The following is a 16,841-nucleotide window of genomic DNA, read 5'->3' as shown; positions in this document are numbered from 1 at the left end:
ACATCGACGACGCCCGAGGGCGGCGTCGACCTGGTCGATCGTCGCCGGGCGCCCGGCGATCGGGAGGCCGAGGGCGTGGGCCTGGCTCTGCGCCCGCGCAGCTTCGACGAGTACGTGGGTCAGCGCGCGCTGATCACCAAGCTGCGGGTCTACGTCCAGGCCGCCAAGCAGCGCGACGAGCCCCTCGACCACGTGCTGCTCCACGGCCCGCCCGGCCTCGGCAAGACCACCCTCGCGCAGATCGTCGCCCACGAGATGGGCGTCGTGCTGCACACCACCTCGGGCCCGGCGATCGAACACAAGGGCGTGCTCGCCGGGCTGCTCACGGGCCTGGGCGAGGGCGAGGTGCTGTTCATCGACGAGGTCCACCGCATGAGCCCGACCGTGGAGGAGAGCCTCTACTCGGCCATGGAGGACCGGCGCATCGACATCCCCGTGGGCGAGGGCAGCGCGGCGATCACCCACTCGATCAGCCTCGCGCCCTTCACCCTGGTCGGGGCGACCACGCGCACGGCCTTGCTCTCGGCCCCGCTGCGCGACCGCTTCCACATCGTCGAGGGCCTGCGCTTTTATACGGACGAGGAGCTCGCGGCCATCGTCGAGCGCAGCGCGAGCTTGCTGGGTCTGCCGGCGAGCCCCGAGGGCGCCCTCGAGATCGGGCGGCGCAGCCGAGGCACGCCGCGCATCGCCAACCGCCTGACCCGGCGGGTGCGGGACTTCAGCCAGGTCGCGGGCCACGAGCGCATCACGGCCGCCGACGCGGCCCGCTTCCTCGACACCCTCGAGGTCGACGACCTGGGCCTCAACGTCTCCGACCGCTCCATCTTGACCACCATGCTCGAGCTCTTCTCCGGCGGGCCCGTGGGCGTCGACGCCCTGGCCGCGAGCGTGGGCATGCCCCGAGACACCATCGAGGACGTCCACGAGCCCTTCTTGCTGCAGCGCGGCCTGGTCGTGCGCACGCCTCGGGGGCGGATGACCACGGCCAAGGCCGCGGACCACCTCGGACGCCCCGACCCCCACGTGCACGGGCGCGGGCGCAAGCGGGGGAAGAAGGGCTCGAGCGGGGAGCCGACGCTGTTTTGAGCGCCGAGGACAGCGACGAGCGCTCCGTGGTGCCGCTCGCCGAGGGCGGCGAGGCGCCAGCCAAGAAGCCGCCCGCGCGGCGCTACCACGTCGCGCTCACGCCCAAGGAGGTGCTCGCGCGCCTGGGCGAGCGCGAGGGGGTGATGCGCTATGAGGCCGCCGGCCTGCCAGACTTTGGCGGGCTGATCCCCGACACCGACTTCACCCTCGAGGTCCTGGGCAAGCGCGACTTTCGGATCCACTGCGGGCCCCCGGCGGCGCGCGGCCAGTCGGCCACCGGCATGCTGCGCCTGCTCTACCTCTCGGGCCACCTCGAGCGCACCGACGAGGGCACCGTCGTCGAGCTGCGCTTCGCCTACCGGCGCCCCCGCTGGGCCCTGCAGCGCTGGGTGGGCTTTTTGGTCTTGGCCTTTGTCGGTTTGGCCTGGGTGCTCGTCGGCCCCGGCGTGATCGCCAAAAAGGCGATGCTCTACGGGGTGCTGCTCGCCGTGCTCGTCCCCGTGGTCGTCCACGACCTGCGCCGAGACGGGCGCCTCGCCGAGCAGCGCCTGGACCTGCTCAACCTCATGGAGCACAGCTTCGGGCCCGTCGTCATCCCCGAGTCGAGCGACGAGCCCTACCGCCGGGGCCTGACCCGCGCTCGGGACGACGACGATGAGGACGACGACTACGACTACGACGACGACTACGACGATTGAGCGGGTAGACTGAGGGCCGATGTGCGGTCCGGGATCTGGCCGCGCGGGCGTGGATCGACCTCGACCAGGACCTCGAAGACCTCGCCGCGTGAACGGCTTCGTCGACCACGCTGGCATCAAAAGCTGCTGATCAGCACGACCACCCCGTTGACCCACGGCCCGCGCAGGCTCAGGGGGACGCGGCCAGGCCGCTCGGGGCCGAGCAGCAGCCAGCCGGCCTCGGCGTTGACGGCCAAGCCCACGAAGCGCCCGGTCGCCACGCTGACCCGCGCCGTGGCCATGGGCCCGAGGAAGGGCTGGTAGCCGCCCGAGTCGCCGAACGCCGCCGAGCGCATGCGGACCCCGCCGACTCGAAGGCCTGCGCCGCCGTAGACGCCTACCGTGCCCGCGCCGCGGGGCCTTTGGCTGCGCCACTGGGCGTAGGACAGCAGCGCTGGGGCGACGCTGACGGTGAAGGTCCGGATCCGGTCGGACACGCCGTCTTCCTCGACCGGGACGCGGAAGAAGGTCAGCTCCCCCTCGGCCTTCCACGCGAAGTGCCGCGTGGGCCGGTGGATGACCTCGACCTGCTCGCCGAGCATCAGCGCGGGCGTGTCGGCGCCGAGGAAGGAGCGGACGACGAAGCCGTCGCCGAGGTGCCAGGGGACCGGGGGGCGGCGGGCGACTCGACGCGCGCGGCGGCGCGTGGGCGTCTCGGGGGCGGGGGCGAGCTCGGGCCCGAGCCACACGCTGCGGACCAGCGCGGCGGCGGTCCAGGCCAGGGCTTCCAGGGGGTTTTGGCTGGCGGGGTCGTGGACGTGGCGACGGCTCGCCGAGGCCTCGCTGGCGGGGTCCTCGACGCGCAGGCGGACGCTGTCGAGCTCGCAGCGCAGGGTCAGCGTCGTGCCGCCCGAGCGGCCGTGATCGACGGCGAACCATCCGAGCTCCTCCGCGAGGTGCTCCTCGAACGCGGCCTGACCGTCCGCGTCGAGGCCTTCGCCGTGGCAGCTGGCTTCGACGCGGACCTCGAGGGCGGGCTTGGGGGACCCTGCGACGAGCATGCCTGCGAGGGCGAGGGAGCCGAGCACGGATCGACCATACGCCAGCTCGGGGGCAGGCGCTCGCTCAGCGCGGCCAGTGGCCGCGGAACACCGCCCGCGCCGGCCCGGTCATCACGATCGCGCCCGCTTCGTCCTGCTCGATGGTCAGCGGTCCGCCGGGCAGGCGAAGGTCCACGGCCTGGCCGACGGTGGCGAGGTCGCGGTGGATGGCGGCGGCCAGGGTCGCGCAGGCTCCGGTGCCGCACGCGGCCGTGATGCCCACGCCGCGCTCCCACACCCACAGCGTGACGCTGCCGTCGGCCTCGAAGCGGGCGAACTCGACGTTGGTCTTGGCGGGGGCGAAGATCGGGTGGAGCTCGATCGCCGGCCCGAGGCTGCGGGCGAGGGCCTCGGGGTCCTCGCTGGCGTCGACGAAGGCGATCGCGTGGGGGTTGCCGACGTCGACGGCCACGAAGGTGCGGGGAGCGTCTTCGAGCTCGAGGGTGTGCTCGCCCGTGATCCGCCGCGTGCCCATCTCGACCCGGACCCGAGCCGAGGCCGAGCCCGGCGCTCGGGTGACCGCGCAGGGCCGAGGGCCCGCGTCGGTGTCGACCACGAAGGCGCTGCGCTCGTCGGAGCGGGGCGCGAGCTCGGCCGCCACGCAGCGCAGCCCGTTGCCGCACATCTCGGGCCGAGAGCCGTCGGCGTTGACGACGATCATCGACGCGGCCGCGCCCGCGCTCTGGCCCGGCCCGATCAACAGCAGCCCGTCGCCCCCGACACCGCGCCGACGATCGCAGACCCGCGGCGCATGCTCGCGGGCCCAGGCCACGGTCTCGTCGAGGACGGCCGGGCCCGCGTCGCGCAGATCGACGACGAGGAAGTCGTTGCTCAGACCTTCGACCTTGACGAAGGGGAGGGGAGTCGCGCCCATGCCCAGGAGCATAATTGAAACGAGAGCGAACGACCCGTCGAGGCCGCCCGCTCTCGGGGTGTTGTTCACGCCCGCCGGGCTAACGGCTCGCGCGCAGATCGTTGAGCCCGAATTTTTCGAGCTTGCGCCGCAGGGCGTGGCGGGTGATGCCGAGGATCTCCGAGGCCCGCACGATGCGACCCCCGGACTGCTGCAGCGCCAGGCGCAGCGCGGCGATCTCGATCTCGCGGAGCGAGGAGCCCGGGAGCCGAACGGTCAGCGAGCCCTCGCTGGTCTCGGACACGGCGGAGACCGTGCGCAGGGTCGGGAAGCTCTCCACGGTCACCCAGTCCCCGGTGCACGAGAGCACCGCCTGCTCGATCATCGCGCGCAGCTGGGCCACGTTGCCGGGGAAGCCGAGGTGGTCGAGCTTGGTCACGGCCTGGGGGGAGAGGCCGCGGATGGGCTTGGCGTAGCGCTGGGCGGCCTCGGCCGTGAACGCCCGGGCGAGCTCGGCCACGTCCCCTGCGCGGACGCGCAGGTTCGGGACGGCGACCTCGGCTCCACCCGCGCGAGCCAGGAGCTGCGCGTGCAGCAGCGAGCGCTCGCGCAGCTTGGTCGGCTCGAGGGCGCTGACCAGGTAGATCGCGCACACCAGCGAGATGCCCTGGTTGCCCAGGAGCTGGACGAGGCGCTCGAGCAGGGCCTCGTCCGCGTGCTCGCCGTTGGTCACGACCACGGTGCCCGCCAGGGGCCCCTTGGTGTCGTCGGAGATGCTGGCGAGCAGCACCTCGAGCTGCCCACGGGCGCCCGCCGACGCTGCGTCGATGGTCAGCAGGGCCCGCGCCGCCCGAGAGCTGCAGCGGTGCATCCACTCCGCGGTGTAGCGCTTGCCGCTCCCGGCTTCGCCGTGAATCAGCGCGACGGGGGAGCCCTCGCGGCCGACCTGCGTCGCCCGTGCGCGGTGGCGCTCGATCGCGCTCGATTGTCCAACAAACCATGCATCAGCCCGCACGCCAAAGGCGTCGCGGGGTTCATCGAGGTGGTCGCCCTGGCGAATCGCATGAGCCAATCCGCGCTTTGGCTCGCCCTGAACTTCCCACACCACTGTGTCCGGCATCTTTCTCTCCTTGTGCTTGCTCGCCGAAGCGAGCGCCATGCCACCGTGGTAATTGGTATCAGCAACCCCCGGTGTCATTGCAAGCAAAATATGGCGTCACTTTGGGGACTGGAGGGTTCTTTAGTGCTGTGTGGCGAAAAGGTACGACAAAAAAAGGCGGCTCAATGGCCGCCTCTCCTCATAGATGCCGTGACTCGGCGCTGTTTCGCGACTAACCGTCGCTTTTGGCCTCACCCTGATTGGTATCTTTTGGCCCTTGGTTCGATGCAGTATCCGTTAGGGAATCATCGCCCCCTTGGGGCGAATCGCCACGATTTCCGTCGGGCGAATCGCCTCCCTCAATCGCCTCGGTAGGCTGGCCATTGGCCATTGGATCGGCCGCGTCGTTCGCAGCCTCAGCGCCATTGTCCGAAAGGTCAGCGGCTCCATCCCCGGCGGGCGGCGGATCCCCCGCTTCGGGGTTGGCTGTCCCTTCGACCATCGCCGCGGGGGCCTCGGTCTGCGCCGGGACCTTGGCCGAGGCGGCCTGCTGCTTGGCCTGGGCGACGGCCGGGGTGTCGAGCTCGAGGGGGTTGGGCCCGATGCGCTCGTAGTCAATCTCCTGGTCCGACTCGAACACGCCGTCGCGGCCCTCGTCCTCGTTCTCGAGGAAGGAGGAGCCGGCGTGGGCGCTGGCATAGGCCAGGTACATGGCCGAGATCATGAACGTGGCGGCGAAGCCCTGGGTCAGCTTGCCCATGAAGTCCGCGCCGCCGCCTCCGCCGAACACGCTCTGGCTCGCGCCGCCGCCGAGGGCCGAGCCCAGGCCGCCGCCCTTGCCGGACTGCAGCAAGATCGACAGGACCATGACGAGGGCGACGATGACGTAGATGATGGTGACGAAAGTGGTCATGGCGGGGAGGCTCAGCCCAGGTGGGTCGAGGCGGCAGAGACGATATCGAGGAACTTGCTGGCGTCAAGGGACGCGCCGCCGACGAGGAAACCGTCGATGTCGCCAGCGGCGAGCAGCGCTGCCGCGTTGTGCGGCTTCACGCTACCACCGTAGAGTAGCGATCTGTCAGCGCCGGCCAGGCCCTGCTCGTCCAGCCAGCTGCGGATGACGCGGTGCATGGCGCTGGCCTGCTCCGGGGTGGCCGTGCGGCCGGTCCCGATGGCCCACACGGGCTCGTAGGCGAGGGTCACGCGGCCGGCCGGGAGGGCCTCGTCGAGGCTCCCCAGGGCGGCGGAAAGCTGTGAAATCACGACGCTTTCGTGGTTTCCGGCGTCGCGCTGTTCGAGGCTCTCGCCGACGCACAGGACCACGTCCATGCCGCCCGCGAGGGCGCACTGGACCTTGGCCGCGACGAGCGCGTCGTGATCGCCAAAGTGGGCCCGGCGTTCGGAGTGGCCGATGATCGCCGCGCCCACGCCGAGCTCGGCGAGCATCGCCGGGCCGACTTCTCCGGTAAACGCGCCGCTGTCCTGGGCGGCGATGTCCTGGGTGAGGAGGCGGAGATCGCCGGGGCCCTCGCCGGTGTGGGGGCGCACGGCGTCGAGGGCCAGGTAGGTCGGCGCGACCCCGACACGCAGGGCCTCACCCGCGGCGTGGGCTCCCTGAGCCCGCTCGAGGCCCTCGGCCAGGGCTTGGGCGAGGGCGGCCGCGGGGGCGCGGAGGAGGTTTTGCTTCCAGTTTCCGAGGATCCAGATGGGGCGGGCCATGGCGTGCGTCTTTCGTGGGTCAGGCGAGGGCGGCGACACCGGGCAGCTCGCGGCCCTCGACGAACTCGAGGGAGGCGCCGCCGCCCGTGGACACGTGGTCGATGGCTTCGGCCTTGCCAGAGGCGTTGAGGGCCGCGACCGAGTCGCCGCCGCCGACGACGGTGAAGCCCGGGCAGGCCGCGACGGCCTCGGCCATGGCCATGGTGCCCCTGGCGAAGGCCGGGTTCTCGAACACGCCCATGGGGCCGTTCCAGAACACGGTCTTGGCCGAGGCGATGGCCTTGGCGAAGTTCTCCTCGCTGCGCGGGCCGATGTCGAGGGCCATGCGCCCGGAGGACACGCCCTGGGCGGCGTCGATGAGCGTCGCGGTGGCGTCGTCGAGGCCGGTGCCGCAGCGCAGGTCGAGGGGCAAGAGCACCCGCACGTCGCGGGCGGCGGCCTTGTCGAACACGCGCTTGCAGTCCGCGAGGCGCTCGCGCTCGACCAGGGAGGCGCCGAGCTCCCGGCCCTGGGCCATCAGGAAGGTGTTGGCCATGGCCCCGCCGATGACGATGGCGTCGCCGGCCTGGAGGCGCTCGGTCAGGGCCACGAGCACGCCGAGCTTGTCGCTGACCTTGGCGCCGCCGATGACCGCCACGAAGGGGTGCTCGAGCTCGGCGGTGACCTTGCCCAGGGCGTCGAGCTCCCGGCGCAGCAGCAGGCCGGGGGCGTGGGCGCGGACCAGGCCGGGCACGCCGACGACCGATGCGTGGGCGCGGTGGCAGGCCCCGAAGGCGTCGTTGACGTAGGCGTCGCACAGCTTGGCGAGGGCCTTGGCCAGCTCGGGGTCGTTCTTGGTCTCGCCGGGGTGGAAGCGGAGGTTCTCGAGCAGCACCACCTCGCCCGCGCGCGAGTCGTTGACCAGCTTGGTCGCCCCGTCGCCCACGACCTCGTCGGGCAGCTTCACGGGCTTGCCCAGGAGCTCCGCGAGGCGGCCGGCGATGGGCGCCATGGACAGCTCGGGCGCGACCTTGCCCTTGGGGCGGCCGAGGTGGGAGCAGACGATCAGCCGGGCGTTGCGCTCGAGCAGGTGGCGGATCGTCGGCAGCGCGGCGCGGATGCGGGTGTCGTCGGCGACCTCGCGGGTGTCTCCCTCGCCGCGCAGGGGTGCGTTGAAGTCGACCCGGAGCAGCACTCGACGGTTGTCGACGTCGAGGGTCTCGAGGCTGCGGGGGTCCCGAGCGGGGGAGGGGGCGTCGCCGTCCTGGGGCTGGGCGTCGGTGGGCTCGACCATCGGGCGCAGCCATAACGCATTCGCCCGCCGTGGTCACCCCAAAGGGACCGCAGCGGGCGATGGATGAAGGGAGAGAGCTGTGGACTACTCCGCGGGCGCGAAGTCTCCCTTGGTCTTGAGATCGTCGTGGAGGAGGTTCAGGATCTCAGTCGAGACGCCGATGATCTGCTCGCGGGTGTACCCCTGATCCTGGAGGTGGCGGAACACGGTGCGGGCGAAGACGGGGACTCGTCGGGTGTCCTGTTTGTTTTGGCGTTCGAGGGCGGTCATGCGCTGTCTCCGGGGAGGCCAGACTGCAACGGGCAGACCGGCGTCAGCCGCGCTGCGCGTCATTTTGAGTTTTGGGTATGATTTCAAACTCTTGACCCACTTGGTGCTTCTCCCAGGGATGTGACCTAAGCCGGCAAACTCAGCAGCCACGCGCACCTCCTTGCGCAGATGGGCCAAAAACAGCCGCGCATGGTGCTTCACGTTTGCCGAGCAATTCGACCAATTACGCCCGAAATCGTCCGGTCGGCCGTCCACCTACCCTGTAGGCGTGCGCCTGCAGGGTAGGCAGCCGCGACTACACCGGCGTCGAGGGTCCACCTGATGGTTGCAGGGGGCTCAGAACAGGCGCTCGAGCTGGCTGCGGTTGCCCGCGATGTACTGCAAGAGCACGTCGAGGCGGGTCCACACCCGGTTGTCGAGATCCCGGTCGAAGGACGCCCCGATCTGCTCCATGCCCTCGACGGTCGTCGACCACACGACCTTGCCGGGGAGGCTCAGCGGGGCCGTGTCGCGGTCGGGGAGGGCGACCCAGACCGTGAAGGTCGCGCGGGTCTTGGGCGGGACGCGGGCGGTGGTGTGGATGCAGATGCCCGAGAAGCTGATGTCGATCGCTTGACCGTCGAGCTCCGCGCCGCCGCTGGCCAAGGCGATGCGGGCCCGGAGGTCACAGGCGAAGCGCTGGTGCGATCGACGTTCGTCCACGAGTGCCACGCTATCACCGTGACGGGCTCGGACCCAAGGCTCGTGTCGCGGGAGCGGGCGAGGCCGCCTCGAAGCGCAGGCCCGTGAGCCCGGCGAGGGTGCCCTCGACCTCGCGCAGGCGCAGGTGCAGCTCGATGGCCTCGTCGAGGCTGGGCGCCGGCTGGAGATCGAGGGCGAGGAGCAGGCGCTGGCGCTCGAAGTAGAGCCCCGTGACCTCGGTGAGCACGCGAACGCGCCACTCGTCGAGGTCGATGGCCGCCCGGGCCACGCGGAGCTCTTGTGGCGAGTAGACCAGGCGATCGAGCTCCCAGCTCAGCTTGACCCGGAGCACGCTCTGGTGCTCGCCGTCGTTGGACAGGCTGTCGGCGCTCCCGGCCTCCTGATCGAGGGTCCAGCCCTGGTCGAGGCGGTGGTCGTACTGGGCCGAGGCCGTGGGCACGAGGCCGGCCAGGCGGGCTCGCCTTCGCCATCGGCGGGGGTCGTCGAGCTCGACGGCGGCCCGACGCAGGGCGGCGCGCTGGACCTCGGCGAGGCTGGGGCGCGCGGGCAGGCGGGCGAGGGCTTCGGCGAGCTGGCGGGGGTCCGGCGGAGGCTCGGGCGGTGCAGCGTCATTGGCAGCCGGGGCCGGCGCGAGCGCGCTGAAGCAGCGACAAGCACACGCGGATCACGAGGCTCTCGGGCAGCGATGGCCGCGAGGGCGCGGGCGTGGGCCTGGCTGAGGGATCGCCGGACACCTCGAGGCTCGGGGCGGCGGTCTCGTGGCGTCGACGCAGGGCCGCGGCGTCGCGGGCTTGGGCGCGGGCTCGGGCGGGGTCGAAGGCGAACTCGACGACGCCGAGGACCGTGAGCGCTTCGGCCCGGCGAAGGCGCGGGGCGACCCCGCGTTCGACCCTCGGGAGCGACCAGCCCTGGCCGTGGGTGAGCTCGATGCCCGCGCGCAGGCGCAGCCCGGCGGCGCCCATGCGTCGTCGGGAGGGGAGGGGCTCGTCGTTCGGAGCCGTGCACGCGAGGGCCAGCCTCGGCTCGCAGCGGGGGGCCTGGACCCACGACAGCGCGCCTTCATGGACCACGGGGACCCGGCCGGAGCTGCTGCAACGCCGGACCTGGGGGCGCTCGAGGGCGGCGGGCGGAAGGCTCGCGCGAGCGTCGAGGCGCGCCCGTCCGTGGCCAGGCTCGAGACGCCACGCCGGGCCCTCGTCGTGGGCGATCCACAAGCTCCCGCCGCGACTGAAAGCCAGGCGGAGCTCGGACACGCGGGGCGGCGTCGGGCTGGGGCCCTCATCGTCCTCGTCGTTTGGCTCGGGCGACTCGAAGGGATCGAGCTCGATTCGTCGCCAACAGTCCGGCCCGGGTCGCCAGCACACCCACAGCGCGTCGGCGTGGACGACGGCCCAGCTCGGCCCGTGGACGACCGCGCGCACGGCTTGGGCCCCAGATGGTGAGGGCGAGGTGGGCGTGAAGGAGAGCGAAGCGGCCACGAAGACCGCGTGGAGCGAGGCGATGAGGCTCGGCATGTCCCCTCGTCGGCCCGGGTCTTCGAAGCTTGCACGCAAGCTCGACGCTCGCGGGTCGAAGACGGAGCATGCATCCCAGCTCGATCCTCGCGCTCTTCGTTTCTCTGGCCGTCACCGGCCCCGGTCTGCACGTCGTCGACGTCGGCCAGGGCGCGGCCCTCATCGCCGTCGGCTCCGAAGGCGACGCGGTCGTCGTCGACTCGGGCCCACCAGCGGGCGGCGAGCTGCTGCTGCGCGCCTTGCTCGAGCACGACCTGGATCGCCGCGGCGTCGCGGCGTGGATCCACACCCACTTCGACGCCGACCACATCGGCGGCCTGAGCCGCGCCCTCGCGGGCGTGGACGGCCGGGCGTACACCCACGACGACCTCGAGGTCGGGCTGTTTTGGGACCGGGGCTTCGAGGCCGCGCCGCCGTCCACGGAGGCCTTCGAGCGCTACCGCGTGGTCACCCAAGGGCGTCGCGCTCGGGCCGAAGCGGGCGCCCGGATCGTCGCCCCGGGTCTGGTCGTCGAGGTCCTCGAGCTCGCGCCCCCGCCCGTCGACGCCGACGAAAACCGCCGCGGCCTGGCGCTGTGTCTCGAGGTCGGCGGGCTGCGGGCCCTCGTACCTGGGGACCTGCCCCGGGCCGAGGTCGAGCTCGCGGCCCAAGCTTGCGGCCCCGTCGACGTGCTCTGGGTGAGCCACCACGGCGCCGCGGATGGCAGCTCCGCCGCGGTGCTCGAGCACGCGCGACCCCGCCTCGCCGTGCTCTCGGCGGGAGCTGACAACGCCCACTGCCACCCCGATCCCAAAACGCTGGCGATCCTCCGCAACGCCGGCACGGACCTCTCCGGTCCGGAGCTCGGGGTGTGGATCCTCGACGGCGCAGGTCTGGGGCCAGGCCAGGCTTGTCCCGTGGTGGCACCAGCCCTCGACGGTCTGCGCGGTGGATGGGTGGGAGGGGATCTGTGGATCGCGCCGGGAGACGAAGCATCTGCCGGCGATCCGCAGCTGTGGCTCGGGGGACCGGGCGGGTGGGCGCGGGCGAATCCGAAGTCAGCTTCACAGTGAGCTTTGTTTGCCTTGGCCTGGCTCCAGCGAGCGGACGTGGGCCGACGCGCGTCCAGGGGGCGGGCCTCGCACCGCCAACGCTGTTAGACTCCCGGCTCGGTGGTGTCCACGACCCACGCTCAGCTCCCCCCGCGCCGGCGCCGGCTTGGCTTCGGCGCGGCTACCGTGGCGGCCTTCGCCCTCGTTGCGACGGCCGTGCTCGCCCCCCTCGGCCTGACCGGCTGCGCGAGCAAACGGGCGGGGCAGGGGACCTACATCGCCCGCTGGCAGCCGGCCTGGAAGGAGCAAAACGAGGCGACCTACCGCTACGGGCTGCCCGGCCAGGGCTGGGAGCTGCTGCTCGAAGAGGGCACCCAGGTCGCCTGGCAGCACTCCACGGATCCGGCCGTCATCCAGATCTACAGCGAGTGCGGCTCCCACGGCGACAGCGACCTGAGCGACTTCACCGATCACCAGCGCATCGACTACTCGAGCTGGGAGATCGTCGAGGAGCCCACGGGCGAAAAGGACGCCGAGGGCCGCCCGCTGACCCGGCCCAAGCAGTACTTCGCGACCATCGCCGACCGCGAGGCCCTGCGGACCACCGTCGAGGCCAACCTCGACGGCGCCTCGGTGATGATCGAGTACGTCGTGCTCAAGAAGAACGGCTGCCTCTTCGACCTCACCTACATCGCCGTGCCGCGCAGCTTCGAGGCCCACACCGGCGAATTCCAGGCGGTCATCGACGGCTTCCGCTTCCCGATCCGCCGCTGACCCCCTCCGAGCACGACCGTGAGCGACCCCAAGAGCGACGCGCCCCCGGCCAAGAAGCCCGGGATCCGGGACTGGGCCGAGGGGGTCGGGGCCAACATCAACGAGACCATTCGCTGGTGCGGCGGCATGGCGGTGATGTTTGGCCAGGCCATGGCCCGGGGCCCCCGGCGCCCCTGGGGCCTGTTCGACATCTCCTATCAGATCCTGCAGCTGGGCATCCGCTCGATCCCGGTGACCACGATGATGTCGATCTTCGTGGGCATGATCCTCGCCTGGCAGTTCGGCGAGGCCCTCGCCGACTTCGGCGCGACCAACTCGATCGGCTACGTGACCTCGCTGGCCCTGGTCCGCGAGCTGGTGCCCACGCTCTTGGCCGTGACCGTGGGCACCAAGATGGCCACGGGCATGACCGCCGAGCTCGGGTCCATGAAGGTCACCGAGCAGATCGACGCGATCGCGGCGCTGGGCGCCGATCCCATCAAGAAGCTGGTCTGGCCGCGCCTGGTCGCCGCCTGCGTGGCCATGCCGCTGCTGGTCGCGTGGGGCAACGTCATCGCCATGCTCGGCGGCATGCTCATCTCCGAGGCCGTGTTCGACATCCCGGCGGGCTACTTCTACAACAGCTACATCGACGAGCTCGAGCCCATCCACTACGTGATGAGCCAGACCAAGGCCCTGGTGTTCGGGGCCCTCGCCGGGATCATCGGCTGCTACCAGGGCTTCTCGACCAAGTTCGGCACCGAGGCCGTGGGCCAGTCGACGACCGAGACGGTGATCGCCGTGTCCGTGCTCGTGCTCATCGCCGACTTCGCCCTCACGGCGCTGTTCATCCCGATCTAGGACGGCCTGGCGCATGACGGACGACGCCCAGCGCCGCGCGCTCGAGGAGAGCCTGCACCCGGGGATGGGGGCGGGGGACGACGGCCGCGGGCAAAACAGCCCCTCGACCTCCGGTGTCCGCCGCGCCCTGGGCACCACCATCGGCGAGTTTCACGGCAACAGCTGCGGGCTCGGGGAGGTGGTCATCTCCTTCGAGGACGTGCACAAGTCCTTCGGCAAGAACACGGTGTACCGGGGCATGAACCTCGACGTGCGCCTGGGCGAGACGCTGACCATCATCGGCGGCAGCGGCCAGGGCAAGAGCGTGTGCCTCAAGCTGATGATCGGCTTGCTCCAGGCCGACGCGGGCAAGGTGCTCTACTACGGCCACGACGTCGCGGACATGGACGCCGAGGCCCTCCGGCAGGTGCGCATGCGCGTGTCCATGGTGTTTCAGGGAGGCGCGCTGTTCGACTCCATGACCATCGGCCAAAACGTCGGCTACGCCCTGCGCGAGCACACGGACATGAGCGACGCGGAGATCCGCGAGCGGGCGGTCGAGAGCCTCGAGCTCGTCGGCCTGGGCCCCTCGACCCACCGGGGCATCATGGACCAGGTCCCCGCCGCCCTCTCGGGCGGGATGGTCAAGCGCGTCGCCCTCGCCCGCTCGATCGCCCTGAGGCCGGAGGTTATCCTCTACGACGAGCCGACCACCGGGCTCGATCCCAGCAACTGCAACCGCATCGCTCGCATGATCCGCAAGCTCCAGCGCGAACTCGGGGTGACCTCCATCGTCGTCACCCACGACATGACCACGGCCTGGTACGTGGCCGACCGCGTGGCGATGCTCTACGACAAGCAGTTCCCCTTCGTGGACGAGGTCGAGGCCTTCCGGGCCATCGAGAACCCCGTCGTCCGCGACTTCATCGAAGGAAGGACGTCCTGAATGGCCGGCAAGCGTCGTGATGAGCAGCGCACCAACCTCGTCGTGGGCGTGTTCGTCATCGCGTTCGGCGCTCTGCTCATGGTCTCGCTGATGCTCATCGCTATCAGCGAGGGCGTGCTGACGGAGAAGACCTCGATCCGCGCGCACTTTCGGACGGTCTCGGGCCTGACCAAGAGCTCCTCGGTGCAGCTCGCGGGCAAGGAGATCGGCGTCGTCGAGGAGGTCACCTTCATCTCGCCGACCTACGAGTGCAGCCCGCTCACCGAGGACCTGGGCCGCTTCAACCACTCGCGCACGGACGACTGCGAGCCCTCGCTGTTTTGCGCGGCCATGCCCGGGCAAGGGGGCGAGGGCACGGGGCTGTGCGCGGAGCTCGAGGAGTTCAACGGGGACCTCGACGCCTACGCCCGCTGCTCCGAGGACGCGTCCTGCTCCGAGGGCGAGATCTGCGTCAACAAGCAGTTCCGCAGCCGCTACAAGCGGGTCCCGTGGAGCGCCGGCGAGGGCGTGTGCGTGCCCTTCTTGACCGAGCACCGCCGCGTCGAGGTGACCATGCGCATCGACGCCGACAAGCTCCAGTACATCCGCTCCGACAGCCGGGCGACCGTCGCCTCCAACGGCGTGCTGGGCGACCAGCTCATCAACCTCACCGTCGGCGCGAGCGACATCTACATCGAGCCCGGCGGGCGGATCCAGGCCACGCCCTCGCTCATGGAGGAGCTGAACACCTTCAAGGACCAGATCGGCGGGATCATCGACAAGGTCGACACCAGCTTGGCCGGCATCTCGGGCCTGTTCACCTCGCTCAACAACGAGAACACCAAGCAGGACCTCCAGGGCATCCTGTCCAACACCAACGAGCTCACCCGCCAGGTCGCCGAGGGCGAGGGCCTGGTCGGCGCGCTGTTCAACTCGCCAGAGTACAAGGATGACTTTGGGCGCACCCTCGAGTCCGTGCGCCACAGCGCAGGACAGCTCGATCAGACCCTGAGCACCGTCAACCGCGAGGCCGGCCCGGCCCTGCGCAACGTGTCCCGGGCCGCCGACAGCGTGACCGACATCCTCGACGACCTCGAGGACCCCAACAACCAAAGCGTGATCGGGCGGGCGCTGCACGACCCGCAGATGGGCCAGGACGCCGCCGACGCCGTGGCCAGCGCGGCCGATGCCGTGGACTCGGCCCGCGACACCATGGTCGACCTGCAGGTCGTCGTCGCCGAGGTCCGCCACTCGGTCACCGCCGGCGAGGGCACCATCGGCAAGCTGCTCAAGGACCCCAAGGCCTACGACGACCTGGTCAAGCTGCTCGGCAACATCGAGCGGGTCAACGTGGTCAAGAAGCTGGTCCGCTTCGTCGTCGAGCAGGACGAGGCCAAGGACACCGCGCGCCCGACCGCGTCCTCCGACTGAAGCTGACCTGGGCTGGAGGGGCTGGAGGGGGACTGAAGGGGCATGGCCAGTCGAAAGCAGCAGCGCCGGGTCAACGCCCTGGTCGCGCTCTTCGCCCTGGTCATGGGTGGGGTCATGGCCGTGTCGATGGTCGTCATCGCCAGCAGCGAGGGCCTGTGGCGGTCCAAGACCCACCTCCACGCGGACTTCCGCGACGCCGGCAGCATCGGCAAGAACACTCGGGTGCAGCTCGCGGGCAAGGAGATCGGCAGGGTCCTCGACGTCGCCTTCGTGACCGAGCGCTACCCCTGCGACCCCAACACCGAGGACTGGGGACGCCCGGGCCACGGGCGCAGCGACGACTGCGAGCCGTGGCTGTTTTGCGCCCCCGTCGGCAGGCTGTCCGTCGATCAGCGCGCGGGCCTCGAGGAGGCCACGGTCCAGCAGGGGGGCGTGTGCGGGGAGCTCGAGGAGTTCAGCGGCCGCAGCGAGGACTACGAGGGTTGCCAGGGACCAAACACCTGCGGGCCCGGGCGCCTGTGCGTGACCCAGGCCTTCCGCCAGCGCTACCGAGGCGTGCGCTGGTGGGGCCAGGATGGCTGGTGCGTGGACTTCGAGGTGGAGAGCCAGCGCATCCGCGTGAGCATGGAGGTCGACGACGACTCGCTGCAGTACATGCGCGAAGACAGCCGGGCCAGCGTCGTGCTCAACGGCCCGCTGAGCTCCCCGCGGGTCAACATCAGCGTGGGCGCGCGCGGGGCCGAGGTGGTCCCCGGCGACCGCATCCAGACCAAGGCCTCGCTGACCGAGGAGGCCCTCGGGCTCAAGGACCAGATCGACCGCATCGCCGCCGACATCGAGCGCGGGCTCATCGGGCTGTCGGCGCTCACCGACGCGCTCACCGACGAGAAGGCCCAGGCCGACATCGAGTCCATGCGCGAGAACCTCGCGGCGATCAGCACGCAGATGGAGACGGCCATGGGCATGGTCGGGGCCGTGCTCAACGACCCGACGACGCGCTCGGAGCTGAGCCAGACCCTGCGAGAGGTCCGCCAGGCGGCCTCGGACGCCCAGGGCGAGTACGAGAGCCTCGAGGGCCGGGTCAAGCGGACGATCCGCGGGGTGCAGCGCGCCGCCGACGAGGTCAACGCCGTGGTCGAGGGCCTCGACGACCCCGCGAACACGAGCCTGGTCGCGGTCATGACCCAGGACCACCACGGCCTCGACGACTCGGCCACGCGCCTGTCGGACAACGTCGAGGACGCCCTCGGGACCGGGCGCGGGTTTTTGGCCGACGTCGAGTCCGTGCTCGGGGAGGTCAACCTCGCCCTCGACAACCGCGAGGGCACCCTGGGCCGGCTGTGGTTCGACGGCAAGCCGCTCTACCACCTCAAGGATCCGGCGACGATGCGGCGGGTCAACGTGGTCAAGACCCTGGTCCGCTGGGTGACCCTCGACGAGCCAGGGGAGGCGCGGGCCGAGGCGGCGGACGAGGCCGAGCCTGCGACGGCGAACACGGACACGGGTCCGGATCGTGGCGGCGCCGGCGAGGCAGACGAGGCCGCGGCGCGTCAGCCCTGAGCCCGTCG

General features: G+C 71.1%; 18 protein-coding genes. 8 read left to right on the top strand and 10 right to left on the bottom strand.

Annotated features, from left to right (window positions below):
* Window positions 1-75: 75 nt before the first annotated feature.
* Window positions 76-1,086, top strand: coding sequence for a Holliday junction branch migration DNA helicase RuvB (gene ruvB, locus PPSIR1_RS08095; protein ID WP_275935392.1), 1,011 nt, complete (start codon window positions 76-78; stop codon window positions 1,084-1,086).
* On the top strand, window positions 1,083-1,784 hold the full coding sequence (locus PPSIR1_RS08090) for a hypothetical protein (RefSeq protein ID WP_006970533.1): 702 nt from the start codon (window positions 1,083-1,085) through the stop codon (window positions 1,782-1,784). The genes ruvB and PPSIR1_RS08090 overlap by 4 nt, the downstream gene beginning before the upstream one ends.
* A gap of 116 nt (window positions 1,785-1,900) precedes the next feature.
* On the opposite strand, the gene PPSIR1_RS08085 is transcribed toward PPSIR1_RS08090, so the two are convergent.
* The 10 genes from PPSIR1_RS08085 to PPSIR1_RS08040 all read right to left on the bottom strand — a co-directional run bounded on the left by PPSIR1_RS08085 (window position 1,901) and on the right by PPSIR1_RS08040 (window position 10,293).
* Entirely contained in the window at window positions 1,901-2,851 is a 951-nt protein-coding gene (locus tag PPSIR1_RS08085; protein ID WP_006970532.1) for a hypothetical protein, read from the bottom strand.
* Window positions 2,852-2,888: 37 nt separating this feature from the next.
* On the bottom strand, window positions 2,889-3,737 hold the full coding sequence (dapF, locus tag PPSIR1_RS08080) for a diaminopimelate epimerase (protein WP_045115628.1): 849 nt from the start codon (window positions 3,735-3,737) through the stop codon (window positions 2,889-2,891).
* A 79-nt stretch (window positions 3,738-3,816) separates the two neighbouring features.
* On the bottom strand, window positions 3,817-4,836 hold the full coding sequence (locus PPSIR1_RS08075; RefSeq protein WP_198154478.1) for an AAA-type ATPase lid domain-containing protein: 1,020 nt from the start codon (window positions 4,834-4,836) through the stop codon (window positions 3,817-3,819).
* A gap of 211 nt (window positions 4,837-5,047) precedes the next feature.
* On the bottom strand, window positions 5,048-5,728 hold the full coding sequence (gene secG, locus PPSIR1_RS42145) for a preprotein translocase subunit SecG (RefSeq protein WP_006970529.1): 681 nt from the start codon (window positions 5,726-5,728) through the stop codon (window positions 5,048-5,050).
* Window positions 5,729-5,739: 11 nt separating this feature from the next.
* Entirely contained in the window at window positions 5,740-6,534 is a 795-nt protein-coding gene (tpiA, locus tag PPSIR1_RS08065) for a triose-phosphate isomerase (protein WP_006970528.1), read from the bottom strand.
* Window positions 6,535-6,553: 19 nt separating this feature from the next.
* The gene (locus tag PPSIR1_RS08060; protein ID WP_006970527.1) at window positions 6,554-7,807 is read right to left on the bottom strand and encodes a phosphoglycerate kinase; all 1,254 of its coding nucleotides are present in this window, start codon (window positions 7,805-7,807) and stop codon (window positions 6,554-6,556) included.
* Between the two features lie 84 nt (window positions 7,808-7,891).
* Window positions 7,892-8,278 (bottom strand): hypothetical protein, encoded by a 387-nt coding sequence (locus PPSIR1_RS47535; protein ID WP_157595316.1) that lies wholly within the window; start codon window positions 8,276-8,278, stop codon window positions 7,892-7,894.
* 135 nt (window positions 8,279-8,413) lie between these two features.
* Complete coding sequence (locus tag PPSIR1_RS47530; RefSeq protein WP_006970525.1) at window positions 8,414-8,779, bottom strand: PilZ domain-containing protein; 366 nt, start codon at window positions 8,777-8,779, stop codon at window positions 8,414-8,416.
* A 13-nt stretch (window positions 8,780-8,792) separates the two neighbouring features.
* Window positions 8,793-9,218, bottom strand: a complete 426-nt coding sequence (locus PPSIR1_RS47525; RefSeq protein WP_006970524.1) for a hypothetical protein — start codon at window positions 9,216-9,218, stop codon at window positions 8,793-8,795.
* A gap of 169 nt (window positions 9,219-9,387) precedes the next feature.
* On the bottom strand, window positions 9,388-10,293 hold the full coding sequence (locus PPSIR1_RS08040; protein WP_006970523.1) for a hypothetical protein: 906 nt from the start codon (window positions 10,291-10,293) through the stop codon (window positions 9,388-9,390).
* A 68-nt stretch (window positions 10,294-10,361) separates the two neighbouring features.
* On the opposite strand from PPSIR1_RS08040, the gene PPSIR1_RS08035 reads away from it, so the two are divergent.
* The 6 genes from PPSIR1_RS08035 (at window position 10,362) to PPSIR1_RS08010 (ending at window position 16,833) form a co-directional block, all read left to right on the top strand.
* Window positions 10,362-11,345 carry a ComEC/Rec2 family competence protein gene (locus PPSIR1_RS08035; RefSeq protein WP_006970522.1) on the top strand — a complete coding sequence of 328 codons (984 nt, stop codon included), beginning with the start codon at window positions 10,362-10,364 and terminating at the stop codon, window positions 11,343-11,345.
* Window positions 11,346-11,447: 102 nt separating this feature from the next.
* A complete protein-coding gene (locus PPSIR1_RS42140; protein WP_157595315.1) occupies window positions 11,448-12,098 on the top strand; it encodes a hypothetical protein in 651 nt (216 codons plus the stop codon).
* Between the two features lie 18 nt (window positions 12,099-12,116).
* The gene (locus PPSIR1_RS08025) at window positions 12,117-12,938 is read left to right on the top strand and encodes an MlaE family ABC transporter permease (RefSeq protein WP_006970520.1); all 822 of its coding nucleotides are present in this window, start codon (window positions 12,117-12,119) and stop codon (window positions 12,936-12,938) included.
* A gap of 13 nt (window positions 12,939-12,951) precedes the next feature.
* Window positions 12,952-13,863 carry an ABC transporter ATP-binding protein gene (locus PPSIR1_RS08020; protein ID WP_006970519.1) on the top strand — a complete coding sequence of 304 codons (912 nt, stop codon included), beginning with the start codon at window positions 12,952-12,954 and terminating at the stop codon, window positions 13,861-13,863.
* Window positions 13,864-15,273: an MlaD family protein gene (locus PPSIR1_RS08015; protein ID WP_006970518.1), complete on the top strand. Its 1,410-nt coding sequence runs from the start codon at window positions 13,864-13,866 to the stop codon at window positions 15,271-15,273.
* Window positions 15,274-15,315: 42 nt separating this feature from the next.
* Entirely contained in the window at window positions 15,316-16,833 is a 1,518-nt protein-coding gene (locus tag PPSIR1_RS08010) for an MlaD family protein (RefSeq protein ID WP_006970517.1), read from the top strand.
* Window positions 16,834-16,841: the final 8 nt, after the last annotated feature.

The organism is Plesiocystis pacifica SIR-1 (assembly GCF_000170895.1).
Lineage (GTDB): Bacteria > Myxococcota_A > Polyangia > Nannocystales > Nannocystaceae > Plesiocystis > Plesiocystis pacifica.
The sequence above is the reverse complement of the archived record's forward strand: the minus strand, read 5'-3'. Positions and strand labels throughout refer to the sequence as shown.

Excerpts from the sequence above, each read along its gene's own strand:
- PPSIR1_RS08020 (WP_006970519.1), top strand. The coding sequence starts at position 12,952 with ATGACGGACGACGCCCAGCGCCGCGCGCTCGAGGAGAGCCTGCACCCG.
- dapF (WP_045115628.1), bottom strand. The coding sequence starts at position 3,737 with ATGGGCGCGACTCCCCTCCCCTTCGTCAAGGTCGAAGGTCTGAGCAAC.
- PPSIR1_RS08075 (WP_198154478.1), bottom strand. The coding sequence starts at position 4,836 with ATGCCGGACACAGTGGTGTGGGAAGTTCAGGGCGAGCCAAAGCGCGGA.
- PPSIR1_RS08060 (WP_006970527.1), bottom strand. The coding sequence starts at position 7,807 with ATGGTCGAGCCCACCGACGCCCAGCCCCAGGACGGCGACGCCCCCTCC.
- PPSIR1_RS08035 (WP_006970522.1), top strand. The coding sequence starts at position 10,362 with ATGCATCCCAGCTCGATCCTCGCGCTCTTCGTTTCTCTGGCCGTCACC.
- tpiA (WP_006970528.1), bottom strand. The coding sequence starts at position 6,534 with ATGGCCCGCCCCATCTGGATCCTCGGAAACTGGAAGCAAAACCTCCTC.
- PPSIR1_RS08010 (WP_006970517.1), top strand. The coding sequence starts at position 15,316 with ATGGCCAGTCGAAAGCAGCAGCGCCGGGTCAACGCCCTGGTCGCGCTC.
- PPSIR1_RS08040 (WP_006970523.1), bottom strand. The coding sequence starts at position 10,293 with ATGCCGAGCCTCATCGCCTCGCTCCACGCGGTCTTCGTGGCCGCTTCG.
- PPSIR1_RS08015 (WP_006970518.1), top strand. The coding sequence starts at position 13,864 with ATGGCCGGCAAGCGTCGTGATGAGCAGCGCACCAACCTCGTCGTGGGC.
- secG (WP_006970529.1), bottom strand. The coding sequence starts at position 5,728 with ATGACCACTTTCGTCACCATCATCTACGTCATCGTCGCCCTCGTCATG.